22 protein-coding genes are annotated in these 25,458 nt (G+C 73.4%); 9 read left to right on the plus strand and 13 right to left on the minus strand.

Features of this window, described 5'->3' with window-relative positions; genetic code table 11:
• Nucleotides 1-48: 48 nt before the first annotated feature.
• On the plus strand, nt 49-219 hold the full coding sequence (locus tag ACH0A8_RS01505) for a DUF3117 domain-containing protein (protein WP_017887054.1): 171 nt from the start codon (nt 49-51) through the stop codon (nt 217-219).
• A gap of 173 nt (nt 220-392) precedes the next feature.
• On the opposite strand, the gene ACH0A8_RS01510 is transcribed toward ACH0A8_RS01505, so the two are convergent.
• A complete protein-coding gene (locus ACH0A8_RS01510; protein ID WP_066652851.1) occupies nt 393-1,025 on the minus strand; it encodes an O-methyltransferase in 633 nt (210 codons plus the stop codon).
• A gap of 64 nt (nt 1,026-1,089) precedes the next feature.
• Here ACH0A8_RS01510 and ACH0A8_RS01515 point away from each other — a divergent pair, with 64 nt between their 5' ends.
• The gene (locus ACH0A8_RS01515) at nt 1,090-1,470 is read left to right on the plus strand and encodes a twin-arginine translocase TatA/TatE family subunit (protein WP_066652853.1); all 381 of its coding nucleotides are present in this window, start codon (nt 1,090-1,092) and stop codon (nt 1,468-1,470) included.
• Nucleotides 1,471-1,539: 69 nt separating this feature from the next.
• Here ACH0A8_RS01515 and ACH0A8_RS01520 read toward each other — a convergent pair whose 3' ends face one another.
• Genes ACH0A8_RS01520 through ACH0A8_RS01535 form a run of 4 tightly spaced genes read right to left on the minus strand, consistent with a single transcriptional unit; the run spans nt 1,540 to nt 5,463 of the window.
• Nucleotides 1,540-2,391, minus strand: coding sequence for a bifunctional 2-polyprenyl-6-hydroxyphenol methylase/3-demethylubiquinol 3-O-methyltransferase UbiG (locus ACH0A8_RS01520; RefSeq protein WP_066652855.1), 852 nt, complete (start codon nt 2,389-2,391; stop codon nt 1,540-1,542).
• 43 nt (nt 2,392-2,434) lie between these two features.
• Nucleotides 2,435-3,601 carry a P-loop NTPase gene (locus ACH0A8_RS01525; protein ID WP_406906216.1) on the minus strand — a complete coding sequence of 389 codons (1,167 nt, stop codon included), beginning with the start codon at nt 3,599-3,601 and terminating at the stop codon, nt 2,435-2,437.
• The gene (locus ACH0A8_RS01530) at nt 3,594-4,109 is read right to left on the minus strand and encodes a DUF1003 domain-containing protein (RefSeq protein ID WP_066657854.1); all 516 of its coding nucleotides are present in this window, start codon (nt 4,107-4,109) and stop codon (nt 3,594-3,596) included. Before ACH0A8_RS01530 ends, ACH0A8_RS01525 begins: the two co-directional genes overlap by 8 nt.
• 34 nt (nt 4,110-4,143) lie before the next feature.
• A complete protein-coding gene (locus tag ACH0A8_RS01535) occupies nt 4,144-5,463 on the minus strand; it encodes a magnesium transporter MgtE N-terminal domain-containing protein (protein ID WP_066652860.1) in 1,320 nt (439 codons plus the stop codon).
• Nucleotides 5,464-5,620: 157 nt separating this feature from the next.
• Here ACH0A8_RS01535 and ACH0A8_RS01540 point away from each other — a divergent pair, with 157 nt between their 5' ends.
• Nucleotides 5,621-6,538 carry a general stress protein gene (locus ACH0A8_RS01540; protein ID WP_406906218.1) on the plus strand — a complete coding sequence of 306 codons (918 nt, stop codon included), beginning with the start codon at nt 5,621-5,623 and terminating at the stop codon, nt 6,536-6,538.
• A gap of 115 nt (nt 6,539-6,653) precedes the next feature.
• Here the strand turns inward: ACH0A8_RS01540 and ACH0A8_RS01545 are convergent, their stop codons facing one another.
• Both ACH0A8_RS01545 and ACH0A8_RS01550 read right to left on the minus strand, forming a co-directional pair.
• Nucleotides 6,654-7,163 (minus strand): GNAT family N-acetyltransferase, encoded by a 510-nt coding sequence (locus ACH0A8_RS01545; RefSeq protein WP_081985226.1) that lies wholly within the window; start codon nt 7,161-7,163, stop codon nt 6,654-6,656.
• Nucleotides 7,164-7,178: 15 nt separating this feature from the next.
• Nucleotides 7,179-8,663 (minus strand): aminopeptidase P family protein, encoded by a 1,485-nt coding sequence (locus ACH0A8_RS01550; RefSeq protein WP_406906219.1) that lies wholly within the window; start codon nt 8,661-8,663, stop codon nt 7,179-7,181.
• A gap of 61 nt (nt 8,664-8,724) precedes the next feature.
• On the opposite strand from ACH0A8_RS01550, the gene ACH0A8_RS01555 reads away from it, so the two are divergent.
• The gene (locus ACH0A8_RS01555; protein ID WP_406906221.1) at nt 8,725-9,606 is read left to right on the plus strand and encodes a PHP domain-containing protein; all 882 of its coding nucleotides are present in this window, start codon (nt 8,725-8,727) and stop codon (nt 9,604-9,606) included.
• Between the two features lie 7 nt (nt 9,607-9,613).
• Here ACH0A8_RS01555 and ACH0A8_RS01560 read toward each other — a convergent pair whose 3' ends face one another.
• Both ACH0A8_RS01560 and ACH0A8_RS01565 read right to left on the minus strand, forming a co-directional pair.
• The gene (locus tag ACH0A8_RS01560; protein WP_406906222.1) at nt 9,614-11,017 is read right to left on the minus strand and encodes a glycosyltransferase family 39 protein; all 1,404 of its coding nucleotides are present in this window, start codon (nt 11,015-11,017) and stop codon (nt 9,614-9,616) included.
• Nucleotides 11,018-11,222: 205 nt separating this feature from the next.
• Nucleotides 11,223-12,719 carry a DEAD/DEAH box helicase gene (locus ACH0A8_RS01565; protein ID WP_406906224.1) on the minus strand — a complete coding sequence of 499 codons (1,497 nt, stop codon included), beginning with the start codon at nt 12,717-12,719 and terminating at the stop codon, nt 11,223-11,225.
• 104 nt (nt 12,720-12,823) lie between these two features.
• Between ACH0A8_RS01565 and ACH0A8_RS01570 the strand changes: the two genes are divergently transcribed.
• Nucleotides 12,824-13,540 carry a ferritin-like fold-containing protein gene (locus tag ACH0A8_RS01570; protein ID WP_251159866.1) on the plus strand — a complete coding sequence of 239 codons (717 nt, stop codon included), beginning with the start codon at nt 12,824-12,826 and terminating at the stop codon, nt 13,538-13,540.
• A gap of 57 nt (nt 13,541-13,597) precedes the next feature.
• Here the strand turns inward: ACH0A8_RS01570 and ACH0A8_RS01575 are convergent, their stop codons facing one another.
• On the minus strand, nt 13,598-13,894 hold the full coding sequence (locus ACH0A8_RS01575; RefSeq protein ID WP_066652875.1) for a hypothetical protein: 297 nt from the start codon (nt 13,892-13,894) through the stop codon (nt 13,598-13,600).
• A 1-nt stretch (nt 13,895) separates the two neighbouring features.
• Nucleotides 13,896-14,120: a DUF3107 domain-containing protein gene (locus ACH0A8_RS01580; protein ID WP_066657860.1), complete on the minus strand. Its 225-nt coding sequence runs from the start codon at nt 14,118-14,120 to the stop codon at nt 13,896-13,898.
• A gap of 117 nt (nt 14,121-14,237) precedes the next feature.
• Here ACH0A8_RS01580 and ACH0A8_RS01585 point away from each other — a divergent pair, with 117 nt between their 5' ends.
• Complete coding sequence (locus ACH0A8_RS01585; RefSeq protein WP_406906226.1) at nt 14,238-17,393, plus strand: PD-(D/E)XK nuclease family protein; 3,156 nt, start codon at nt 14,238-14,240, stop codon at nt 17,391-17,393.
• Nucleotides 17,390-20,704 carry an ATP-dependent DNA helicase gene (locus ACH0A8_RS01590; protein ID WP_406906228.1) on the plus strand — a complete coding sequence of 1,105 codons (3,315 nt, stop codon included), beginning with the start codon at nt 17,390-17,392 and terminating at the stop codon, nt 20,702-20,704. Before ACH0A8_RS01585 ends, ACH0A8_RS01590 begins: the two co-directional genes overlap by 4 nt.
• Before the next feature lie 196 nt (nt 20,705-20,900).
• On the opposite strand, the gene ACH0A8_RS01595 is transcribed toward ACH0A8_RS01590, so the two are convergent.
• Nucleotides 20,901-21,899, minus strand: a complete 999-nt coding sequence (locus ACH0A8_RS01595; protein WP_066652883.1) for a phosphotransferase — start codon at nt 21,897-21,899, stop codon at nt 20,901-20,903.
• A 119-nt stretch (nt 21,900-22,018) separates the two neighbouring features.
• On the opposite strand from ACH0A8_RS01595, the gene nudC reads away from it, so the two are divergent.
• Both nudC and ACH0A8_RS01605 read left to right on the plus strand, forming a co-directional pair.
• On the plus strand, nt 22,019-22,954 hold the full coding sequence (nudC, locus tag ACH0A8_RS01600; RefSeq protein ID WP_066652885.1) for an NAD(+) diphosphatase: 936 nt from the start codon (nt 22,019-22,021) through the stop codon (nt 22,952-22,954).
• Nucleotides 22,951-24,705, plus strand: a complete 1,755-nt coding sequence (locus ACH0A8_RS01605) for an ATP-dependent helicase (RefSeq protein ID WP_311205941.1) — start codon at nt 22,951-22,953, stop codon at nt 24,703-24,705. The genes nudC and ACH0A8_RS01605 overlap by 4 nt, the downstream gene beginning before the upstream one ends.
• Here ACH0A8_RS01605 and ACH0A8_RS01610 read toward each other — a convergent pair.
• Entirely contained in the window at nt 24,596-25,453 is an 858-nt protein-coding gene (locus ACH0A8_RS01610; protein WP_406906232.1) for a TOMM precursor leader peptide-binding protein, read from the minus strand. The two genes, ACH0A8_RS01605 and ACH0A8_RS01610, sit on opposite strands and share 110 nt — an antisense overlap.
• Nucleotides 25,454-25,458 lie beyond the last annotated feature (5 nt).

The raw sequence follows: 25,458 nt of genomic DNA on the forward strand, positions 1-25,458 counted from the left end.
CGGTACGGGATAATGGGCCTGCATCTTCTGCACGAAAGGGGACATCTGATGGCAGCGATGAAGCCGAGGACCGGTGACGGGCCGATGGAGGCTGTCAAGGAGGGTCGACTCATCATCGTGCGGGTTCCGCTCGAAGGTGGAGGCCGCCTGGTGGTCTCGGTCAACGACGCCGAGGCCAAGGAACTCCACGACGCACTGGCAGAGGTCGTCTCCGCCTAGTCCGTCGACGCACCACGACGAGAGGCCCGGAGCGCGTACGCTCCGGGCCTCTCGTGTGCGTCGTGGCCGACGGAACCGGCAGACCGGGCCGCGACGTCCGTCGATCCAGGACGTCCATCGGATCAGGATGTCCGTCGGTCCAGGACGTCCGTCGGGTCAGGACGTCCGGCGGGTCAGGCCGAGACCTTCGTCATCTGCAGCAGCCCGTCCCCCGCGGGGGAGAGCGCACTCCGCACTGCGCCCGAGGTCGAGACCTCGGTGAGCAGCAGTCGGAAGTCCGTCGTCGCGCGGTCCCGACGCACCGGGTCCGCGACGCGACCGCGCCAGAGCGCGTGCGGCACGAGCACGGTGCCCCCGACGCGCGCGAGGCGGAGTCCGTGCTCCACGTACTCGATCACGTGCTCGGGGTCGGCGTCGACGAGGACGACGTCGTACGACGCCTCGTTCATCCGGGGCAGCACCTGGTTCGCCCGACCCGGGATGAGCCGGACGCGCGAGGGCGCCGTGCCGGCGGCGACGTAGGCGTCACGGGCGTACTGCTGGTGGTCGACCTCGACGTCGATCGTCGTGAGCGTCGCATCGGGCGCGCCGCGCAGCAGGTAGAGCCCCGAGACGCCGAGCCCGGTGCCGATCTCGATCATGCTCGTCGCGCGCGATGCCGCTGCGACCACGGCGATCTGGGCGCCGATCGCGGGGGAGACGGCTTCCACCCCGAGTTCGAGGGAGTGCTCTCGCGCTCGGGCGATCACCTCGGGCTCCGAGACGATGTCCTCGGCGAACTTCCAGTTCGACTCTTTCTCTGACACGCACACTCCGTTCGGGAGACAACTCTACGGGTGCGGCGCAGTGGGACGGGTTACGCTCGTTGCCGTGTCCATCGACTTCAACAAGATCCTGATCATCGGGATCATCGCGGTGCTGCTGCTCGGGCCGCAGCGCCTGCCGATGTACGCGCAGAAGCTCGCCGAGTTCGTCAAGGCGATCCGCCGGTTCGCGGACACCGCGAAGGACCGCATGCGCGAGGAGATGGGCCCCGAGTTCGACGACGTCGACTGGCAGAAGCTCGACCCCCGGCAGTACGACCCCCGTCGCATCATCCGCGATGCCCTGCTCGACTCCGGGGGCACCGCCGCCGGCAGCACGGCCGCGGTGGAGACCGCGCAGGTCACCGCGTCGAAGGTGCGTGCGACGGCGCCGGTGGTGCCGCTCGCCGAGGGCGAGCCGGCCCCCTTCGACACCGAGGCGACCTGACGCGGCTCCCGTCACGACACGACGGACGGGAGGCCCGGTGCCAGCTGGCACCGGGCCTCCCGTCCGTTCTCAATCACGCGTCGCGACGATCGTGAACGTCGTCGGGATCCGGTCGCGGTCCGGGGCGGGCCACACCCACGAACCGTGGCCGTCCTCCTCCATGCGCGGGCTGAACCGCCACGGCAGGGTGCGCCCCTCGTCCAGTCGGCGGAGACGCAGTCCGGCGCCGAGCAGGGCGTTGACGACCTCGGACAGCGGGTGCGGCCACTCGTACGTCCGGGTGTTCGCGACGGTGCCCTCGCCGACGTAGGTGCCCGCGTCCTCCCACTGCTGGGCCGTGCCGTCGGGGAAGTACCGGTGCCGCGTCACGAGCTCCGGCGCGTCCTCGTCCAGGGCGTACAGCGCGGGGTGTCCGTCGCGGATGAAGAACACCCCGCCCGGCCTGAGGAGTCCCGCGACCTGCGCGGCCCAGCGGTCGAGGTCCGGGAGCCAGCAGATCGTGCCGATGCTCGTGTAGACGACGTCGAAGTCGCCGGTGACGGCCGCGCGGGCGTCGAGGACGTCGGTCTCCACCCACGTGACGTCGAGGCCGAGCCGGTCGGCCAGGGCCGCTGCCGCCGCGAGCGCCGGTGCCGAGAAGTCGACCCCGGTGAGGCGTGCACCCTCGCGGGCCAGCGAGACCGTGTCGGTGCCGATGTGGCACTGCAGGTGGCAGACGTCGAGCCCCGTGAGCGTGCCGCCGGGCAGCCACGGCGTGAGCGCGGGCAGGTCGTCGCGCACGACGTCCGACCGGTGTGCCGGGTCGTCGAGCGCGGCGACGTCGTACGCGCCCTCGTGGATGGGGACCCGGTCGTCCCAGTTCGCGCGGTTCGTCGCGCGGGCGGCGTCCCAGTCGACGCTGACGTGGTCGGAGCTGTCCATGCGGCCACGCTAGCGGGCGCGTCGGCCCGTGCGCGACGATCGCTCAGGACAGGCTGAGCCCGAGCTTCCGTCCGGCCAGGCCCCGTCCCATCGTGGTGATGGTCTCGGCGACGGACCGCAGGGCGACCGCGGCGGGGTCCTCCGGAGCGCCGAGCACGACGGGGACGCCAACGTCGCCGCCCTCCCGGAGCGGGACCGACAGGGGCACGCGGCCGAGCACCGGCACGGGGATGTCCTGCCCCCGGGAGAGCCGAGCGGCGGTCTCGTCGCCGCCGCCCTCGCCGAACAGGTGCAGGACGCTGCCGTCGGGCTGCACGAGCCCGGCCATGTTCTCGACCACACCGATGACCTTCTGCCCGGTCTGCCGTGCGACGACCCCGCTCCGCTCGGCGACGTCGGCGGCCGCGGCCTGGGGCGTCGTGACGACGAGCACCTCGGCGTGGGGGAGCAGCTGCCCGACCGAGATCGCCACGTCGCCGGTGCCGGGCGGCAGGTCGAGCAGGAGCACGTCGAGGTCGCCGAACCACACGTCGGTCAGGAACTGCGAGACCGTGCGGTGCAGCATCGGTCCACGCCAGGACACCGCGGTCGAGACGTCGTCGACGAACATGCCGATCGAGACGACCTTCACCTCGTGGGCGACCGGCGGCAGGATCATGCTGTCCACACGGGTCGGTCGTGGTGCGACGCCGTGCTCGTCGGTCAACCCCATCAGGCCGGGCACGCTGAAGCCGTGCACGTCGACGTCGACGATGCCGACCCGCTGACCGGCCGCTGCGAGCGCGACGGCCAGGTTGACGGTGACCGTCGACTTCCCGACCCCGCCCTTGCCGCTCGTGACGGCGATCACGCGGGTCAGGGAGTCCGGGGTGAACTGCACGCCGCGCGGCCGGCCGGCACGGAGGCGTTCGGTGAGGGCGGCGCGGGTCGCCGGGCTCATGACGTCGACGTCGACCTCGACGTGGTGCACGCCGTCCACGGAACCGGCGGCCGATCGCACGTCGCGCTCGATGGTGTCGGCGGCGGGGCACCCGACGATCGTGAGCTGCAGGTCGACCCGCACCGAGCCTCCCGGCCGGACGTCGACCCCGCGGATCATGTCGAGCTCCGTGACGGGGCGGCGGATCTCGGGGTCGATCACGCGACCGAGCGCAGCGAGGACCGCGGCGCCGAGCTGCTCGTCGGGCGTCGCTGCGGTGCCGTCAGCCACGCGTGCTCGCCGCTCCCTCACCGTCGTCGACGGAGTCGGCGCGCAGCGCTGCCTCCTCGGCGTCCCGCCGGTCGAGCTCCTCGAGCAGTGACCGGATCTCGGCGCGGATGAAGTCCTTCGACGCCATCTCCCGCATCGCCAGACGGAGGGCGACGACCTCGCGGGCCAGGTACTCGGTGTCGGCGAGGTTGCGCTCGGCGCGCTGGCGGTCCTGCTCGAACTGCACGCGGTCGCGGTCGTCCTGCCGGTTCTGCGCGAGCAGGATGAGCGGCGCCGCGTACGAGGCCTGCAGTGAGAGCACCAGGGTGAGCGCGGTGAAGCCGATCGCAGCCGAGTCGAACTGCCACGGCTTCGGAGCGAGGGTGTTGTAGCCCATCCACAGGGCACAGAAGAGGGTCAGGCCGACCAGGAACCAGGGCGTTCCCATCGCCCGCGCGATGCCCTCGGTCGCCCGACCGAAGGTGTCCCCGCGGCCACGGCGGCGGGTCGGGAGCACACGCGTGCGCATGCCCTTGGGCGAGTCGAGTCGCTCCTGGCGGTTGTCATCCGTTCGGGCCACGGGTGGTCCTCCTCCCCGTCGTCACGGGCGTCTTGCGCTGGCGTTGGCGGAGTCGCGAGGGGGCATCCCCCTCGCCGTGACTTCGCCAGTCGTCCGGCAGGACGTGGTCGAGGACATCGTCGATCGTCACCACCCCGACCAGACGGTGGGCGTCGTCGACCACGGGGACGGACACGAGGTTGTAGGTCGCCATCACGCGCGTGACCTCGGCAGCGCTCGCGTCGACGCGGACCGGCTCGGTCTGCTGGTCGATGAGCGTGCCGAGGCGCTCGTTCGGCGGGTACCGGAGCATGCGCTGGAAGTGCACGAGCCCGAGGAACCGACCGGTCGGCGGCTCGTACGGCGGCAGCACCACGCACACGCTCGCGCCGAGCGCCGGGGCGAGCTCGTGCCGGCGGATGAGCGCCAGCCCCTCGGCGACGGTCGCGTCCGCCGAGACGATGACGGGCTCGGTGGTCATGAGACCACCCGCGGTGTCCGGCTCGTACTCGAGGAGCATGCGGACGTCCTGCGCCTCCTCCGGCTCCATGAGCTGCAGCAGCGCCTCGCTCCGGTCGTCGGGGAACTGCGCGAGCACGTCGGCGGCGTCGTCGGGCTGCATCTGGTCGAGGACGTCGGCTGCGCGGGCGTCCTCGAGCCGGGTCAGGATCTCGATGCGCTCCTGGTCGGGCATCTCCTCGAGCACGTCGGCGAGGCGGTCGTCGGGGAGCTCCTCGGCGACCTCGAACCGGCGCTCCTCGGGCAGGTCGAGGAGCGTCGACGCCAGGTCGGCCGGGACCAGGTCGGAGTAGGCGGCGATCACGTGCTCGGCGGACTGGGCCTCGCCGGGGAGCTCGTCCTCGGTGACCTCGTTCCACGTGGCGAACGTCGTCGGGCCCTTGCCGAACGGCGACGGCGTCGTCTTCGGCTTGCGGAGGAAGAGCTGCGACACCTCCCAGTCGCCCTGTCCGCGGTCCTCGATCGCGACGTCCTCGATCGTGGCGCGGATGCGGTCGCGCGTCAGCAGGACCTTGCGGCCGAGCATCTCCGCGATGACGCGCACCTCACCCCCGCGCTGCTCGAAGCGACGCATGTTGACGATGCCGGTGGTGATGACCTGACCGGCGCCGATCGACGTGACGCGGCCGATGCTGAGGAAGATGCGGCGCTTGCCGGGCACCTCGACGATGAGCCCGACGACGTGCGGGGCGTCGACGCGGCGGTACACGACCAGGACGTCCCGGACGCGACCGACGCGGTCGCCCGCGGGGTCGAAGACGGAGCACCCGGCGAGGCGGGCGACGAAGACCTTCGTGGCGCTCACCCGTCCAGCGTAGTCGCTGCCGCGCGGGCCCGGGACGAGCGCACCCTGCGCACACCGAGGGGACGCGCGGCTCGGTGCACCAGCCGCTGCGCCCCTGCCCCGGAGGTTCCCGGGAGGCGCACGTGTGATCGCAAGGTGCCCGGTGGATGATGGCTGGGTGAGCAACCAGAGCCCGTTCGCCGGACGCACCGCCCAGGCCTTCCCGACGCTGCCGCGTGGGGACGTCCTCGGCACCTACGACAGCTACCCCGATGCCCAGCGCGTCGTCGCGAAGCTCGCCGAGGCGGACTTCCCCGTCGCCAAGATCTCGATCGTCGGCAACGACCTGAAGACCGTCGAGCGCGTCACCGGGAAGATGACCTACGGCCGTGCGGCCATCGCGGGCGCGCTCTCCGGTCTCTGGCTCGGCATCTTCTTCGGCATCGTGCTGACGCTGTTCTCACCGACGGCGGGCGGTCTGATCATCGCCGCGGCGATCATCGGCGCCGCGTTCGGCATGCTGTACGGCATCGTCTCGTTCGCGATCACGAAGCGGCAGCGGGACTTCACGAGCGTGCACCAGGTGCTCGCCACGAACTACCAGATCGTCGTCGACCCGCAGCTCACCGGCCAGGCGCAGCGGATCCTCGGCCAGCACGGCGCGACGCCGTCGACGCACTGGAACGACGCTCCGCAGCCGGGCGCGCCGGGTTCGCAGGCCCGTCCGTCCCAGGGGCAGGAGCCGTGGCGTCCGGGCCCCCAGCAGAGCTCGCCCTACGGTGGGCACGCGACGCCGCACCAGCCGCAGCAGCACCGGCCTGGAGGCCCGCAGCAGTCCGGCCCGTCGGCCGCCGGTCCGCGGTACGGGACCAACGACGGCCCGCGGTACGGGACGAACGACGGCCCCCGGTACGGCGAGACCCCGCAGACGGCGCCGCAGCCGGCGCCGACGTCGGACCCGCGTGTCCCGCAGTCACGACCGGGCCAGCCCCCGCAGTACGGGGAGCGCGTCGACGGAGCCGACGAGCGCTCCGCCGGTGCGGACCAGCGACCCGGCTCGGCACCCGACGACCGCCGCGACGGCGAGCGCGGCTGACGGAGGGACCGAACCGGAGGACGCCCGCGTCGACGATCGTCGACGCGGGCGTCCTCCGTTGCGGCGCGTGACCGGTCAGGGCTCCGGTCACGGGTCGCCGGTCAGGGCTCGGCGGTCAGAGCACCTTCGAGTAGCACATCGACCGCGCCGCTCCGACGTAGGGCCCGAACTGCGCGATGCGGCGGAAGCCCTCGCGCTCGTAGAACCCGATCGCGCGCTTCTGCTCGTCGCCGGTCTCGAGCACGAGCGCCGGGGAACCCAGGTCGATCGCGGCCTCCTCGAGGCGACGGAGGATCGCGCTCGACACCCCGGCCCCGCGGGACTCCGGCCGCACGTACATCCGCTTCACCTCGGCGATGCCGTCCTGCACCAGGCGCAGGCCACCGCAGCCGAGGGGCGTGCCGTCCTCGTCGCGGGCCAGGAAGAAGACCGCGATCGAGTCGGCCGTCGGCTTCTCGCCCGGTTCGGTGTCCCCGCCGTAGGCCCGGTCGATCTCGAGACGCTGGGCGGCGCGGAGCCGCTGTGCGTCGGGCGAGTCGAAGTGCTCGACGTCGATCACCAGCCCGCGCGGCGCGATCGGGCCGTCGGTCGGGGCGGACGTCGTGCTGGGGGAGGCGTCGGGCATCGTCACCCGCTCAGGCTAGCGGCCGGTGCGGGCGATCCACCCCTCCACTTCCGAGGGGGTCCGGGGGATGCCGACCGACAGGTTCTCGGCGCCGTCCTCGGTCACCAGGACGTCGTCCTCGATCCGGACGCCGATGCCGCGGAACTCCTCGGGCACGGTCAGGTCGTCCTGCTGGAAGTACAGGCCGGGCTCGATCGTGAACACCATGCCCGCTTGCACGACGCCGTCGATGTACATCTCGCGACGGGCCTTCGCGCAGTCGTGGACGTCGAGCCCGAGGTGGTGGCTCGTCCCGTGCACCATGTAGCGGCGGTGGAACTGGTTGTCCGGCTGCAGCGACTCCTCGGCCGTACCGGGCAGGAAGCCCCACTCGGCGGTCTTCTTCGCGATGACCTCCATCGCGGTGGCGTGCACCTCGCGGAAGGTGATGCCCGGCTTCACGATCGCGAACGCGGCGTCGGCGGCTTCGAGCACGGCCTCGTAGACCATGCGCTGCACGTCGGTGAAGGTGCCCGACACGGGGAGCGTCCGGGTGATGTCGGCGGTGTAGAACGAGTCGACCTCGACGCCGGCGTCGATCAGGATCAGGTCGCCCGGCTGCACCGCGCCGTCGTTGCGGGTCCAGTGCAGGATGCACGCGTGGTGGCCGGACGCGGCGATCGTGTCGTAGCCGACCGTGTTGCCGTCGGCCCGTGCGCGACGGTTGAACGTGCCCTCGACGATGCGCTCGCCGCGAGGGTGCGCGAGCACGGCGTCGAAGTCGGCGATGACGTCGTCGAAGCCCGACCCCGTGGCCTCGACGGCCTTGCGGAGCTCGTGCACCTCGTACGCGTCCTTGACCAGCCGGAGCTCGGACAGGTCACGGGAGAGCACGTCCTCGGTCGCCGGGGCCCCGTCCACGGCGTCCGCACCGCCGACCGTCGTGCCGAGTCGGGTGTCGAGGGCGCGCGTCAGCTCGGCGTCGGCATCGCGGACGAGCAGGACGGATGCGTCGAGGCCGTCGGCCACCCCGGCGAAGGCGCCGAGGTCGGCCGTCGCGAGACCCAGGTCGGCGGCGACCTCGTCGAGCGAGGGGCGGGGCCCGACCCAGAACTCACCGATCTCGGGGTTCGCGTAGAACTCCTCGGAGTCACGGCCGGCCGTGGCGCGGAAGTACAGCGTGGCGTCGTGACCGGACCCGTTCGGGGTCATCACCAGGACGGAGCCGACGACCGTGTCGGTGCCCCAGCCGGTCAGGTGCGCGAAGGTCGAGTGCGGACGGAACGGGTAGTCGCAGTCGTTCGACCGCACCTTCGCCTGACCCGCGGGGACGACGATCGTGCGTCCGGGGTGCAGCTCCGAGATGCGAGCACGTCGCTCCGCCGCGAAGGGCGACTGCTCGCGCGGCTCGGGGGTGGGACGCTCCCGGTCCGCCCACTGCGACGCGATGTGGTCCTTGAAGGTCGAGGACCCGGGGGTGGTGGATCGGTTGCTCGTCGCGCGAGGAGTGGTGTCGGCCATGTCACCCATCATCGCACCGAGCTGACCCTCCGGCCTGAGCGGCTGTTCACCTGTCGGTAGCATGGTCGACGTGCCCGATCCGTTCATCGACCTGCACGCCCACTCGAGCGTGTCCGACGGCACCGAGCGGCCGGCGGAGCTCGTCGCTGCCGCCGCCGCTGCCGGCCTCGACGGCGTCGCCCTGACGGACCACGACACGACGGCCGGCTGGGACGAGGCGACCGCCGCCGTCCGCGACCGCCCGATGTCGCTGCTCCCCGGCCTCGAGCTGAGCACCCGCGTCGGCCATCGGAGCGTGCACGTGCTCGGCTACCTGGTCGACCCGACCGACGAGGCCCTGGTCGCAGAGACCGCCCGGATCCGCGACGGCCGGTTCGCGCGGGCACGGCGCATGGTCGAGCGCATCGGTCGCGACCACCCGATCACGTGGGACGACGTCCTCGCGCAGGCGCGCGACGGCGCCACCATCGGTCGCCCGCACATCGCCGACGCCCTGGTCGCCCGGGGGCTCGAGCCGGATCGCAGCGCGGCGTTCCGCGGGATCCTGCACCCGGCCTCCGGCTACTACGAACCGCACGAGGCGCCGACGCCCCTGCGCGGCGTCGAGCTCATCCGCGGCGCCGGTGGCGTGCCGGTGATCGCGCACCCGGCGGCGTCCTCGCGCGGGATCGTGATCGACGAGCCCATGCTGCGTGACCTCGTCGACGCCGGCCTCGGCGGGCTCGAGGTCGACCACCGCGAGAACCTCGCTCACGGCAAGCGGACGCTGCTCGACTGGGCCGATCGCTACGACCTGTTCGTCACCGGTTCGAGCGACTACCACGGCACCGGCAAGCCGAACCGGTTCGGCGAGCACCGGACCGCGCGGCACTCCTTCGACGCCATCGTCGACCAGGCCACCGGCAGCGACCCGGTGCACGGCGCGGGCTCCCGCCTGGCCTGAGGACCGGTCAGCGGACGAACGTCGTCACGACCCCCGTGCCGACCCGTCCTCCTCGGAACGTCCGGGTGGAGACCTCGTCGAACCCTGATTCGTCGAGTGCCGCTCGGACCTCGGCTTCTTCTTCGCTCCCGGCCATCCCCACGTAGAAGACCGTCCGGAGCCCGTCCGACCGCCGCGGGATGACATCGGGCTGGGCCCGCTGGTCCTTGAACCACCCGGCCCCGTGCTGCCGGGCCGGCAGCAGGGTCAGGTCACGGAGACCCCGCACCGCCTCGGGGCGATCGTGACGGATGTCCTCCGACCGGTTCACGGAGGGACCGTAGACGATGCCGGCCGGGCCCGGACGGACCGAGCGTTCCGCGACGATGACCTGCGCGGCTCGTCGGAGATCCGGTCGTGGCGCGTCGAACCGCTCGGTGGTCCAGCTCACGACGCAGGCCACGACGAGGACGGCTGCGACCGCCCAGCGCACGAGTGGGCGCAGTCGGTCGAGGCCGAGCGCGATCAGCAGCGCCAGTGCCGGCAGGGACATCGACGGGTACCTCCAGTGGTACATGGGGTGCGCGGTGAGGAGCGTGGCCACCAGGACCGCGGTCGGCAGGAGGAGCCACGGGACGAGGAGTGTCCGCGCACCGACGGATCCGGGTCCACGGCGTCGAGGCGAGGTCAACGCCACCAGGACGCACCCCCACCCGACGATCGCCGCCGGGATCGACGTGAAGAACCACTGGAAGACGCCGACCTCGGCGATGAGTCGGACCGGGTCGGGGCGTTCGATCCACCCCACCTGGTGCACCTGTCCCGCTGCTGCACACATGAAGGGCACCACGATCGCAGCACTCGCAGCCGTCGCGGTCGTCCAGCCGACGAGCGTGGATCGTCCCACCGAACGGCGCGCAGCGGACACGAGGACCGTGACCCCGAGTGCGGCGAGCACCAGCATGTCGTGCACGTTGAGGACCACCGCGAGGGACCCCAGCGCTGCGTGGGCCGTCCAGGCGAGCCGGGCGCGGCCACCGGACTCCTGCGTCGCGATGACGAACGCGAGGCAGGCGGCCGTGACGGCAGCGCAGGCGAGGGCGCGGGGCCGGGCGTCGCCACCCGTGTAGAGGACCGGTGGGAGCAGCGTCAGGACGATCCCGCCGAGGACACCGACCCTGGTGGACCGCACCCGGCGACCGAGGACCACCACCATCGACGCGGTGAGTCCGATCGCGACGGCGGAGGGCAGGCGGAGTGCCGCGATCGACGTGCCCGCGACCGTCGCCCACGCTCGAAGGACGCTGTAGTACGCGCCGTGCACGAGGTCGATCTCGCGGAGCATGTCGCTGAACCGGTCACCGTCGAGCTCGACGGCGATGCGGGTCGCGGTCTCGTCGACCCAGATGCTCGGGACGTCGATCGTGGACACCGCCAGGAGGAATGCGAACAACCCGACCGACGCGCTGGGCCCGAAGTCGCGGACGGATCGACGGAGAGATGAGGACGACACATCTCCAGTGTGACATATCAGATCGGCCGCTGTCGCATCCGCGATGCCAGGTGGACGGGGCGGAGGCGCGCGGACGTGACACAGGCCCCGTCACGTGGGTGACGGGGCCTGCGGACGGGAGGCGCTACTCGCCCTCGCCGGTGCCCTGCGGTGCCGAGGTGGTCGCCTCGGCGGAACCACTGCGACGACGACGACGGCGACGGCGCTTCGCGGCCCCGTCGGGGGTCGAGCCCTCGCCGGCGGGCTGCGCGGCGTCGGGACCCGTGGACTCGGCGGCCGGAGCCGACGTGACGGCGTCGGACGAGCCTCCCGACCGGGTGCGCGAGCGCGGACGCGAGCCACCCTGGCGGTCTCCGCTGCGCTCGGAGCCGCGACGGTCACCGGTCCGCTGCGCGCCACGGCCGGCGGAGGAACCTGCCTCGGCCGCGTGCGAGGGCGCACCGGGCAGGCGTCCCTTCGTCCCGGCGGGGATGTCGAGGTCGGCGAACAGGTGCGGCGACGACGAGTAGGTCTCGACGGGCTCGGGGATGCCGAACTCGAGGGCCTTGTCGATGAGCGTCCACTTGTGCAGGTCGTCCCAGTCCACGAAGGTGACCGCGATGCCCGTCTTGCCGGCACGACCGGTGCGGCCGGCGCGGTGCAGGTACGTGTCCGGGTCGTCCGGGATCGTGTGGTTGATGACGTGCGTGACGTCGTCCACGTCGATGCCGCGCGCCGCGACGTCGGTCGCGATCAGCACGTCGCGCTTGCCGGCCTTGAACGCCGCCATCGCGCGCTCGCGCTGCTCCTGGTTGAGGTTGCCGTGGACGGCGGCGGCGTTGAAGCCACGGTCCTTCAGTTCCTCGACGAGCTTCGCGGCGGCGCGCTTCGTGCGCGTGAAGATCACGGTCTTGCCGCGGCCCTCGGCCTGCAGGATGCGGGCGATGACCTCGTCCTTGTCGAGCGAGTGCGCGCGGTAGATGACGTGCTTGATGTTCGCCTGCGTCAGGCCCTCGTCGGGGTCCGTCGCGCGGATGTGCACCGGGCGCGTCATGAACCGGCGGGCCAGCGCCACGATCGGAGCCGGCATCGTCGCCGAGAAGAGCATGGTGTGGCGCACCGCGGGGACGGCCTGGAAGATGCGCTCGATGTCCGACAGGAAGCCGAGGTCGAGCATGCGGTCTGCTTCGTCGAGCACGACCTCCTGCACCTTCGACAGGTCGAGCAGGCGCTGGCGCTGCAGGTCGATGAGGCGACCGGGCGTGCCGACGACGATCTGCGCGCCGGCCTTGAGCTGCTCGATCTGGCCCTCGTACGCCTTGCCGCCGTAGATCGACACGATCGTGGTCGACCGGTTCGACGTGGCGAGCTCGAGGTCCTCGGTCACCTGGACCGCGAGCTCGCGGGTCGGGACGACGACGAGCGCCTTGACGCCGTGCTCCGGGTCGGCGCCGAGACGCTGGATCAGCGGCAGGCCGAAGCCGAAGGTCTTGCCGGTACCCGTCTTGGCCTGGCCGATGATGTCCTGGCCGGTGAGGGCGAGCGGGATCGTCTGCTGCTGGATCGGGAAGGGCTCGGCGATGCCCTTCGTCGCGAGCGCGTCGACGATGTCCTGCTCGATGTTGAGGTCTGCGAAAGTCAAAGAATCACCTTAGTCCTGGTGGAAGTCCAGGCCAGTCTACCGACGGCGGGCGAGGACAGCGCCTGCCGGGCGGGAGTGGTGCCCGCGGCCCGTATGCTTGGGGCGTGGTGTCGTGGTGGAACCGGAAGCGCGCTGCGCAGCTCGCCGCCGCGTGGCTGGCGTCGCGGAACCCGCGGAACGCCAAGCCCGTGGAGCGCCTGCAGCTGGACGACGTGAGTCCCGAGCTCGACGTGTACCTGGGGCAGGCGGCCTACCTGCAGCTGTCGCTCTACGAGACGATGGGTCGAGCCGGTGCCGCGGCGCCGACGATGGCCGGGCGGCTCGTCACGGGCGTGCTCGCGACGACCGCGCTCGAGCGGCACCGGACGATCGTCGCCGAGATCGAACGAGGCGGGTGGGCGCCCGCGGAGCTCATGGAGCCCCACCGCGAGGCGATCGACCGCTTCCTGCTGCGCACGAGCGGCGCTGACTGGTACGAGTCCATGCTCACGGGCTACGTGACGGCAGGGATCCTCAACGACCTCTTCGGCAACCTGCTCCGGTCGCTGCCGCTCGACGTCCGGCAGCGGTTGCGGACGGTGTTCGACGCGCGCGAGGAACCCGCGGTCGTCGAGGAGCTGGCAGCACACATCGAGCAGGACCCGCGCGTCGGGTCGCGCCTGGCGATGTGGGGCCGGCGGCTCGTGGGGGACACGCTGCTCGTGGCACGGTCGGCGCTGGCGGTCCACGCCCGTGAGGACCAGGAGAAGCTCGAGCCCGTGTGGACGGAGCTCATCGCTGCGCACACACGGCGGATGGACGCGCTCGGCCTGACCGCCTGAGGCGCGGGCCGCGTCGACGGCCCGGGGCGCGGGGCGCGCTCGCTCGGGCCTGCTCGGTCAGACGCGCTCGGTGCGTGCGCGCTCGAAGGCGTGCTCGTCCGCGGCCGTGCGACGACGACCCAGGACCCACTCGGTCACGACGGCGACGACCCCGGCACCCACCAGGGCCACGACCCAGATCCATCCGCCGTCGTACGGCCAACCGGCCCAGGTCAGGGCCTCCCACACGACGGCCGCAACGACGCCGCCGACGACGGGTCCGAGCAGTGCGCCGCGCGTCGAGCGCCACGGCACCACGACGTGCGCGACGGCCCCCGCGATGAGGCCGCCGAGCACGGCGAAGAGCAGCTCCACGTCAGGCGACGAAGCCGATGCGGCGGGACTCCTCTGCGCCGACCTCGACGTAGGCGAGCGAGGCGACGGGCACGATGAACCGGCGGCCCTTCTCGTCCTTGAGGGAGAGGTGGGTCGACTGCGACTCGAGGGCCGCTGCCACGGCCTGCTCGATCTCCTCGGCGCTCTGGGCGGTCTCGAAGGCGATCTCGCGCGGGCTGTTGATGATGCCGATCTTGATGTCCACGAGCACAGCGTATCCGAGCGGTACCCCGTCGGCCCGGGCGTTCGCCGGGGGCGCACCGCCGACGGCGGTCCCGGTGCGTCGAGCGTTGCTGTCGGCCGTCCTCGGTACCGTGTCCGCGTGCCCAGGACCACGCTGACGACCCTCCCCGAGGACGTCGGGGTCGTCCGCCCGCTCGTCGCCGACCCCGCGCAGGACGCCGTGCTCGCGCTGCCGGAGGGCCGGCACGCCGCCGTGCTCGGCGCGCCGGGCACCGGCAAGACCACCACGCTCGCGCGGCTCGTCGCCGACCGGCTCTCCCGTCCGGACGCGGTCTCGCCGGACGGTCACGCCACGGTGCTCGCGCTGACCTCGGCCCGCACCGCAGCCACGGCGCTCCGCGATCGCCTGGCGGCCGCGGTCGACCGGGCGGTCCCCGGCGCGCTCGCCCGGACGGTCAACTCCCTGGCCTTCCAGGTCGTCACGCACGCCGCCGCGCTGCAGGGGCAGGAGCCGCCGACGCTGCTCACGGGCGGCGAGCAGGACCGCATCATCGCCGACCTGCTCGCGGGGCACGAGACCGACGGGGTCGGACCGGAGTGGCCGGCGCCGATCACCGCCGTCGTGCGGGAACGGGCCGGCTTCCGCACGGCACTCCGCGACGTGATGATGCGCGCCGTGGCCGCCGGGGTGGAGCCCGAGGACATGCGGGAGCTCGCCGACGAGCGCGGTCGCCCCGAGTGGCGCGCCGTCGGTGACTTCGTGGACGAGTACCGCGCAGCGGTGACGGCCTTCCGTGGCAGCAGTCTCGACGCCGCGGAGCTCGTGGCCTTCGCGACCGCCGCAGTGCTGCGACACGAGGTCCCGGCGAGTGTCGCCGCGCTGCGCCTGGTCGTCGTGGACGACACACAGGAACTCGTCGAGGGCGAGGTCGCCCTGCTCGGGGCGCTCGCCCGCTCCGGGGTGCAGGTCGTGGCCTTCGGGGACCCGGACATCGCGGCCTCGGCGTTCCGCGGTGCGGAGCCGGACGTGCTCGGACGCCTGGCCACCCGGCTCGGTGTGGCGCGCGTCGACGAGGTCGTGCTCGGCACGGTGCACCGGCACGCGGCACCGGTCCGGGAGCTCGTCGGCGCGGTGACGGCGCGCATCGGGGCCGCCGCGGCCGGACGCCAGCGCACCGCCGTCGCGTCGACGACCGGTGCCCGGAGCGACGCCGTGCTGCACCTCGAGGCCGGCAGCCGTTCGGCGCTCGTCGTCGCCGTCGCCCGGCGCCTCCGTGAACACCGGCTGCTGGACGGCCTGCCGTGGCACCGGATGGCCGTCGTCACCCGCAGCGGAGCGGCCATCCCGGAACTCGTGCGTGCCCTGTCCGTCGCCGAAGTGCCCGCGACGGCCGGCGCCGCTCCGGTGCGCCCGCGTGACGACAGCGCTGCCCGGGCGCTCCTCGACGCCGCCGCGGTCGCGCTCGGGGTGCTCCCGCTCGGTGCCGACCTGGCGACGTCGTTCGCGACCGGACCCCTCGGGGGCCTGGACACCCTGGCGATGCGCCGTCTCCGGCTCGCCCTGCGTCGCGAGGAACTCGCGGGCGGCGGGACCCGTACCGCCGACGAGCTGCTCGTCGAGGCGCTCGGTGCCCCCGAACGGCTCGCCACCGTCGACGCCGGCTTCGCCCGACGCGCGACCCGACTCGCCCGCAGCCTCGTGCAGGCGCGGGCGGACGCCGCCGCGGACGCCAGCATCGAGGAGATCCTGTGGGGACTGTGGGAGCGCAGCGGCCTCGCGACGGCCTGGGGCGGGCAGTCCGCGGCAGGAGGTGTCGGGGCCGCTGAGGCCGACCGGCACCTCGACGCCGTCGTCGGGCTCTTCACCGCGGCGAAGCGCTTCGTCGAGCGCACCCCGGACGCGCCCGCGCGGGTGTTCGTCGACGACCTGCTCGGCGCCGACCTGCCCGAGGACTCCATCGGCCCCGACCGCACGGCGGGCCGCGTGCGCGTGCTCACCCCCTCGGCCACGATCGGGCTCGAGTGCGACGTGGTCGTCGTGCTCGGGCTCCAGGACGGTGTCTGGCCGAACACCCGGGTGCGGGGGAGCCTGCTCGACCCGGACGGGCTGGTCCGCGCAGCCGCCGGCATCGACGACCAGACCGTCGACGACCGGGCAGCCGTCATCGCGGACGAGCTCCGGTTGTTCGCCCGCGCCGTCTCCCGCGCCACCACCCAGGTCGTCATCGGCACGGTCGCCAACGACGACGAGGCACCGTCGCCCTTCGTCCGGCTCGTCCCGGTGCCGCCGGACCGGCAACCGACCGTGCACCCGCTGTCGCTCCGGGGCATGGCGGGTTCGCTGCGGCGCCGCGTCGTCGCCTCGGGCGACCACGAGGCCGCATCCGCCCTCGCACGGCTCGCCGAGGCCGGGGTCGCCGGTGCGTCACCGGACGAGTGGTACGGGACGGCCGAGCCGACGACGGAGGACCCGCTGGTCGACCTGGACGCCCCGCCGGCGCCCGAGCACGAGGACGGTGAGCCGGTCGCGCCGACGGTCGCGGTGTCGCCCTCGCGCATCGGCACCTTCGAGGAGTGCCCGGTGCACTGGTTCGTGCAGACCTTCGGTGGCAGCGCGCCGAGCCCGGCGATGGGCATCGGGACGATCGTCCACGAGGCGATGGAGCAGGCCACCGCGGTCGACGTCGAGTCGCTGTGGGACCACGTGGACGGGCGCTGGGACGAGCTGACCTTCGAGTCGCCGTGGGTCGCCGACCGCGAACGCGCGCGGACCCGGCGGATGATCGAGGGGCTCAGCGACTACCTGCGCACGTTCGCGAGCGCCGGTCGACGGCTGCTCGGCGCGGAGACGTCGTTCGCACTCGTGACCGGGCCGGCGCGGATGCGCGGCAGCATCGACCGCATCGAGGTCGACCCCGACGGGCGGGTCAGCGTCGTCGACCTGAAGACCGGCCGCTCCATGCCGAGCGAGAAGAACGACATGCCGGAGCACCCCCAGCTCGGCGCGTACCAGCTCGCGGTCGAGGACGGCGCGGTCGAGGGGGTCCCGGCGGGCGCGCCGATGGCCGACGCCCGACTCGTCTTCGTGCAGAACCCCCGCTCGGGACAGGCGTACTCGGAGCGCACGCAGCACGCCTTCGATGACGAGGCGCGCGAGGCCTACCGGGAACGGTTGCACGCCGTCGCGCGGGGGATGGCCGGCCGGACCTTCCTGGCGAACGTCGACGACCACTGCGACCGGGCGCGGACCGGCGTCGAGTGCCGCATCCACGTGGTGGGGGAGGTGACCTGGTGACGACCGGTACCGACACGCAGCCCGGGGCCGACGCAGGTGTCGACACCGCCGCGCCCCCGGCGGCCCACGACGCCGACGCGCCCCCGGCGATCCACGATGCCGACGCGATCGCCGACGCCCTCGGCCGACCGCGCCCGACCGACCAGCAGCGTGCGGTCATCGAGTCGCCGCTCGCTCCCGCGCTCGTCGTCGCGGGAGCCGGCAGCGGCAAGACGGAGACGATGGCGTCGCGGGTGGTGTGGCTGCTCGCGAACGGGTTCGTCCGTCCCGCCGAGGTGCTCGGGCTGACGTTCACCCGCAAGGCGGCCGGTGAGCTGTCCGTGCGCATCAACGACCGGATCCGTGCGCTCGAGGACGTCGGGCTCCTGACCGCCGGCGACGCCTTCGAGGCCCCGACGGTCTCCACCTACAACGCGTTCGCCAACGCCGTGTTCCGCGAGAACGCCCTGCTGGTCGGACGCGACGGCGAGTCCCAGGTGCTCACCGAGCCCTCCGCCTGGCAGCTCGCCCGTCGGGTGGTCGTCGGTGCGCGGGACGACCGGCTCGCCGGGCTCGACCGCGACGTCGACACCGTGACCGCTGCCGTCGTGGCCCTCGCCGGGGCGGTGTCCGAGCACCTCGTCGACCCGGCCGACCTGCGTCGCTTCGCGATCGACTTCGGTGCGCTGCTCGAGCTGCCCGGGAACGCCAGGGGCAACCCCTACAAGGCCGTGACCGACACCGTCGCAGCGATCGGAGCGCTGGAGCCGCTCGTCGACCTCGTCGAGGAGTTCCGACGGCAGAAGGTCGACCGCGGCTTCGTGGAGTTCTCGGACCAGATCGCCCTCGCGCTCGCCGCGGCCGAGGCCGCCCCGCGGGTGGTCGACGACCTGCGGAGCCGGTTCCGTGTGGTGCTCCTCGACGAGTACCAGGACACGTCCGTGGTGCAGACACGCTTCCTCGCCCGGCTCTTCCGCGGACACCCGGTGATGGCGGTGGGCGATCCGCACCAGTCGATCTACGGCTTCCGCGGGGCGAGCGCGGCGAACCTGGCCCGCTTCCCGCGCGACTTCGCGGACGCACCGGTCGCACCGGTCGCGGGGACGGACGGTGCCGGAACGCCGGCGCCGGTGACCTTCGCCCTGTCCACGAGCTGGCGCAACCCGGTCGACGTGCTCGCCGGCGCGAACGCCGTCGTCGACCCGCTGTCGGCTGCGTCGGAGGTCGCCGTGGAGCGACTCGCGCCGCGACCCGGTGCGGACGCCGGCACGGTGACGGCCGTCTTCCCCGAGACCCTGCCCGAGGAGGCGGACGCGGTCGCCCGCTGGTTCGCGGACCGCCGGAGTGCCTCGCCGGAGGGCTCGATGGCGCTGCTGCTGCGCTCGCGGAAGGACCTGTCGGCGTTCACCGCCGCGCTCGGTGCACACCGGGTGCCGTTCCACGTGCTCGGCACCGGCGGCCTCCTGCAGCGACCCGAGATCGTCGACCTGGTGGCGTGTCTCCGGGTGCTCCACGACCCGGCGGCCGGCAACGACCTCATCCGCCTGCTCGCCGGCGCACGGTGGCGGGTCGGTGCCGCCGACGTCGCCGCGCTGCACGAACTCGCCCGCTGGCTGTTCCGCCGCGACCACACGCAGCAGCGCCTCGACGACGAGCTGACCGCGGCGTTCCGCGCGTCCGTCGCCGCCGGGGAGCACGGATCGATCGTCGACGCGCTCGACTTCGTCGCGAGCGCCCCCGACGAGCACGGCGCCCTCGAGGGCATCAGTCCCGCCGGCCGCCAACGGATGCGCGAGCTCGGGCAGCAGCTCGCCGCGCTCCGGGCCCGGGCGGCCGGGGACCTGGTCGACTTCGTGACCCTGGTCGTGCAGGAGATGCGGCTCGACGTCGAGGTCGCCGCCCACGAGCAGGGGAGCGCCGCCTTCCTCGACGCGTTCGTCGACGAGCTCGCCGGGTTCGTGACGACCGACGACCGCGCCGACCTCGGTGCCTTCCTCGGCTGGGTCGACGCCGCCGCCCGCCGCGACGACATGGGCCCGCGGTCCGAGGAGCCGGAGGCCGGCACGGTGCAGATCCTGACGATCCACGGGTCGAAGGGCCTGGAGTGGGACGCGGTCGCGGTGCCGCGGCTCGTCGAGGGCGCGCTCCCCGCCCGACCGCAGGAAGGATCCTCGGGGTGGCTCGGCTTCGGCCGCCTGCCGTACGAGTTCCGCGGGGACGCCGACGAGCTCCCGCGGCTCGAGTGGCGGGGGCACGCGGACCAGAAGGGCGTCGTCGACGCCATCGAGGCCTACAAGGAGCAGGTGAAGGCCCGGAACGAGGACGAGGAGCGTCGGCTGACCTACGTGGCGCTGACGCGGGCACGGCACGACCTGCTCGTGTCCGGGTCGTCGTGGGCCGGCGGGGTCAAGCCGACGCCGCCGAGTCGGTACCTCCGGGACCTCGTCGCGGCAGGGGTCGTCGCTGCCGACGCCGTCCCCGCCGGCACCGTGCACGAGGAGAACCCCCTCGGCGGGGACGGGGCGACCCAGACCTGGCCGCACGTGCCGTTCGGGCAGCGGGGTGCCCGGGTCCTCGCGGCAGCCGACCGCGTCCGGAACGCGAACCCCGGTGCGGCCGGGCGCTTCGCGGCGGACATCGACCTGTTGCTCGCCGAACGGCAGGCTGCACGGTCGGACCGGCGCCGCGTCGCGATCCCGCACCGTGTCCCGGCCTCGGGGTTCAAGGACTACATCGGCCAGCCGGACGCGGTCGCCGAGCGCCTGCGCCGGCCCATGCCGGAGCGGCCGTACCGTGCGACCAGGCTCGGCACGCTCTTCCACCAGTGGGTCGAGCAGCGCGCGCGCAGCGGTGGCTCGCTCGAGACCCTCGACCTGTGGGACGACGAACGCGACCTCGACGCGGACGAGGCCGTGGACGCCTCGACCGACGCCGCGGTCACCGACGACGACGCACGACGACTGGCGGCGTTCCAGGCGACCTTCGCCCGGTCACGCTGGGCCGACCTGACCCCGGTGGAGGTCGAGCGCGAGATCCACATCCCGTTCCTCGGGCACAGCGTGGTGTGCAAGCTCGACGCGGTGTACGAGATCGACGGTCGCGCCGAGGTGGTGGACTGGAAGACCGGCAAGGCACCGACCGGCACGGCGGACCTGGCCGCGCGGCAGCTGCAGCTCGCGCTGTACCGGGTGGCGTACGCCGAGTTCACCGGGCGACCGGTCGACGAGGTGGACGCCGTCTTCTACTTCGTCGCGGACGACCTCGAGGTGCGGCCCACGGCACTGCTCGACCGTGCCGGTCTCGAGCGCGCCTGGCAGGAGGCGCTCGGCTGATCCGGTGCGTCGACCGGCCGGGTGCGTCGACCGGCCGGGTGCGTCGACCGGCCGGGCCCGGTGCGTCGGCCGGCCGGATCAGGGCTGGGCCGCTGCGGCACATGGACCGACGCCGTGTCGGACGGGAGGCGCGGGGCGGGGCCGCGGCGAGCCTCCCGTCCGGTGGGTGGTCGCGACGGACGGGGCGGTGGCCGGGTCAGCCGTGTCGACGCTCGGTCGACGACAGCAACTGCTCGACCTCGCCGATCTCCATCGTCTCGGGGGAGACCGACTGCAGCGGCGCCGCGCTCGGGGTCTGCACGGCGTCGACCAGCCGGTGCATCATCGCGACCGCGTCGTCGACCACCTCGGTGCTCTTCGCCTGCACGCCGTGCAGCAGCCACTGGGCGGTCTCGAGCTCGTGGTGGACGCGGGCGCGCTGGGCGAGCTGGCGGTCCCGACCCCCGCCGTTCGCCTCGTACGCACTGATCACGGTGTCGAAGGCGTCGCGGTGACCGGCGAGCACCCATGCCAGGTCCTTCGCGGGGTCGCCGAGTCGGAGCTCGCCCCAGTCGAGGACGCCGGTGACCGAGTCGCCGTCGACCAGGACGACCCCGGTGCCCAGCGCGCCGTGCACGACCGTCGGGGTGAACTGCCAGAGCTGCTGGTCGCGCGCAGCGCCCTCCCACCGTTCGACGAGTGCGGCGGGCACGAGCTTCGTGGCGACCGCGCGGTCCATCACGGAGACGGCGGAGCGCAGGACCTCGAACGGGGTGAGCGACGGCAGTCCCGCGTCCGTCACGAAGCTCGTCGGCAGCTGGTGGACGGCCGCGACGGCACGGCCGACGGCGGTCGCGAGGTCGGGACGCTCGGTCAGGTCGCGCAGCGTCGGGTGGGTGCCCGGCACGTAGGTCGTGACGATCGCCCGGGTCGAGCCGATCGGCGCCTGACCGCGGTACTCGGCCACGGCGAACGGCAGACGCGAACGGATGCCGGCGCTCAGGGCACGGATCGCGACGAGGTCCGCGGACTGCCGGGCCTCGGCCCGCTGGTTGCGTGGGCGACGGATCGCACTGAGCGCGCCGTCCGCGTCGCGGAGGACGGCCGACTCGTAGTCACCGGAGGCGGCCGAGCCGAGTGTGCGCGTGCCCGTGACGACCAGACCGGGAACGGCCGTGGTCGCCAACGCGGCTAGAGTGAACTGGGATCCCGCCATGCCCCTCAGGGTAGGTCCGCGTCCGGTGCCGGAGCGCACGCCACGCTGGCCTGTGCAAGCCCGGGCACCGCCCACAGGGTCCCGTTGAGAAGCCCGTCCCGATCGAGGAGCACCCCGCCGTGACCGTCGAGTTCGCCGCCAGACTCCCGCTGTCCCGCAACGAACTCGACCGCGACGCGGAGTTCCGGACCACCCCCGACCTCGACCGCGTCCTGCGGGCCGACCCGGACACCCGGTGGCTGCCGGTCCGCGGTGCCGAGCTGCTCCGTGACGCCGACGGCGCGCTCCGGTTCGTGGGCGCCGACGCGGTGCCCGAGCACGCGGTGACGCTCTACCTCGGCCGAGCGGTCACCGACGCCGCCGACGCTCCTGCCGGCACGCGCTTCGCCGCCGCGCTGCTCGACGCGACGGCCGCCGCCGCGATCGAGCCCGACGACGAGGCGTGGTCGAGCCTGCGCATGTTCGGCACCGAGCTGTCCGCCCGCGACCAGGGCCTCGCGGTCGAGGCCGTCGCGATGGCGAACTGGCACGCCGTGCACGGGTTCTCCCCGCGCACCGGCTCGCCGTCCGACGTCGTCAGCGGCGGGTGGGTCCGCCGCGACCCCGAGGGGCACGAGCTCTTCCCGCGGACCGACGCGGCGATCATCGTCGGGGTCACCGACGCCGACGACCGCATCCTGCTCGGGTCGAACGCCGCGTGGGACGCCGACCGCTACTCGCTGCTCGCCGGCTTCGTCGAACCGGGGGAGTCCCTCGAGGACGCCGTCCGCCGCGAGGTCTGGGAGGAGTCCGGCGTGCGCGTCGAGGAGCCCGAGTACCTCGGGTCGCAGCCCTGGCCGTTCCCCGCGTCGCTCATGGTCGGCTTCCGCGCACGCGCCGTGGACGGCGATCCCTCGACCGCTCGACCGGACGGCGTCGAGATCCTCGACGTCCGGTGGTTCTCGCGCGACGAGGTCCGCGAGCGTGCCGGCGACACCCTGCTGCTGCCCGGCCGCACGTCGATCGCCCGCGCGATCATCGAGGAGTGGTACGGCGGGCCGCTGGACGTGCCGTGACCGATCCCCGCGCGGCGACCGGTGCCGCACCGGTGCGCCCGCCGTCGCCGGACGAACTGCTCGCGGCGCTCGACGCCGAGCAGCAGACCGTGGCCCGGACGTTGCTCGGCCCCGTCGCCGTGCTCGCCGGCGCAGGGACCGGCAAGACCCGGGCGATCACCCACCGGATCGCGTACGGGGTCGCGACCGGCACGTACTCGCCGAACCACGTCCTCGCGCTCACCTTCACGACACGGGCGGCCGGGGAACTCCGGTCGCGGCTGCGCGCGCTCGGCGCCGGGACGGTCCAGGCGCGGACCTTCCACGCCGCGGCGATGGCACAGCTCAGCTACTTCTGGCCGGACACCGTCGGCGGGCACGCCCCGCGCATCGTGGAGTCCAAGGGTCGGGTCATCGCGCACGCCGCCGACACGGTCGGGATCCACGTGGACACCCCGGTGCTCCGCGACCTCGCGGCCGAGGTCGAGTGGCGCAAGGTGCAGATGCTCACCTACGACGAGTACGAGGCCGCTGCGGCCGACCGGGTGATGCCGCGGGACACCCCGCCCCGGCGGGTGATCGACCTCATGAAGGCGTACGAGCAGCTCAAGGACGACCGTCGGCAACTCGACTTCGAGGACGTCCTGCTCGCGACGCTCGGCATGGTCGAGTCGGAGCCGCGGGTGGCCTCGTACGTCCGACAGCAGTACCGGTTCTTCGTCGTGGACGAGTACCAGGACGTCTCGCCCGTGCAGCACGACCTGCTGCGCGCGTGGCTCGGCGGCCGCGACGACGTGTGCGTGGTCGGTGACGCCAGCCAGACGATCTACTCGTTCGCGGGCGCGTCGAGCCGGTACCTGCTGGGCTTCGGGTCGGAGTTCCCCCGCGGGTCGGTCGTGCGCCTCGAACGGAACTACCGGTCGACGCCCGAGGTGGTGCACGCCGCGAACACCCTGATGCGCGGGCAGCCCGGTGCGCTCGACCTCGTCGCGCAGTCCGCCGAGCGGGGCCCGGAGCCGGAGGTGCTGCCCTGCGTGCACGACGGCGACGAGGCGCAGACCGTCGCCCGTCGCATCGGCGAGCTCGTGGCGTCGGGAGCGGCGTTCGGCGACTGCGCGGTGCTCTTCCGCGTCGGCGCGCAGTCCGCCGCGCTCGAGTCCGCCCTCGGTCGCGCCGGCATCCCGTACCGGGTGCAGGGCGGCACGCGGTTCTTCGACCGGCCCGAGGTGAAGCTCGCGGTGCACCACATGCGCGGCGAGGCCGTCCGGCAGACCGACGACGAGCTCACCCGCCGGGTCGGGCTCGTGCTGCAGCTGAGCGGTTGGACCCCGACGCCGCCGGACGGCACCGGCGCGGTCCGCGACCAGTGGGAGGCGTTGCAGGCGGTCATGGGCCTGGCCGAGGCAGCGCCCGCCGGCACGACGATGCAGCAGTTCACGCAGGACCTGGTCGACCGTGCGGCGACCCACCACGAGCCGGAGCTCGACGCCGTGACCCTCGCCACCATGCACTCCTCGAAGGGTCTGGAGTGGCCCCACGTCGTGGTCGTGGGCGCCGCCGAGGGGCTGCTGCCCATCTCCCACGCCACGACCGACGCCGAGGTCGACGAGGAGCGCCGGCTGTTCTACGTCGGGCTGACCCGCGCGCGTCGCTCGGTCACCGTCACGTGGTCACGGCAGGGTTCCACGCGCGGGGGTGCCCGGGCGCCGAGTCGGTTCCTGGCAGCGCTCGACAGGCGCACCGAGGGTGCTGTGCCACCGGCAGCAGGCTGACCGTCAGGTCGTCGCGGTCGAAGACGACCTGCTCCGTCGTGGGGACCTGGGTCCGCAGGGGCAGGCGCTGCACGAGCATCCGCACCGCGGCCGACGCGACCGCTGCGCGTCGCCAGGGCGACAGCGGTGCTGCCGACCGACCCCACACCTGGGCGGCCAGCGCGGGCCACGCCGGGTCTTCGTCCACGCGGGCGTACTCGACACACTGCAGGCACGGGCCGTCGCCCGGGACGACCACCGGCCCGAGCCGGATCCGTCCGTCGCCGACCACGAGCGACAGGTGCGGGGTCCCGCGCCGCGCCCACGCCGACCGGAGCGCCGGGTCGACGACGTGGTCGGCGACGACCACCGCGAGAGCGGGGGTCGGGTCCGGCAGCACGACCGGCCCACCGCGGGGCGCGGCCGTCCGGGCCACCGTCACGCCCTCGCCGGAGAGCATCTCGGCGACGGTGTCGGCGAGGACGCCGTCCCCGTGGACCTCGACCCGGGCGAGCGGCTCGGGCAGGACGTCGACGACGGCGGGGGAGGCGTCACCGAGCACGCGGGCCGCCACCTCGGGCCTGCACCCCGTCGTCCCGGCGAGGGCGGTCAGGGCGTCGCGGCTCGTCTCCCGCCGGAGCGCGCAGAGGAAGCGCTCCTCGGCCACGGTCGGGACGGGGACGACGGCGCGCGGCGGGTCGACGCCGAGCTGCACGGTCCCCGGGTCGCGCCAGACGAACTCGAGCGTGGGGTCGATGCGGATGCCCATGCACC

The organism is Curtobacterium sp. 179-B 9B NHS (assembly GCF_045370965.1).
Classification (GTDB): domain Bacteria; phylum Actinomycetota; class Actinomycetes; order Actinomycetales; family Microbacteriaceae; genus Curtobacterium.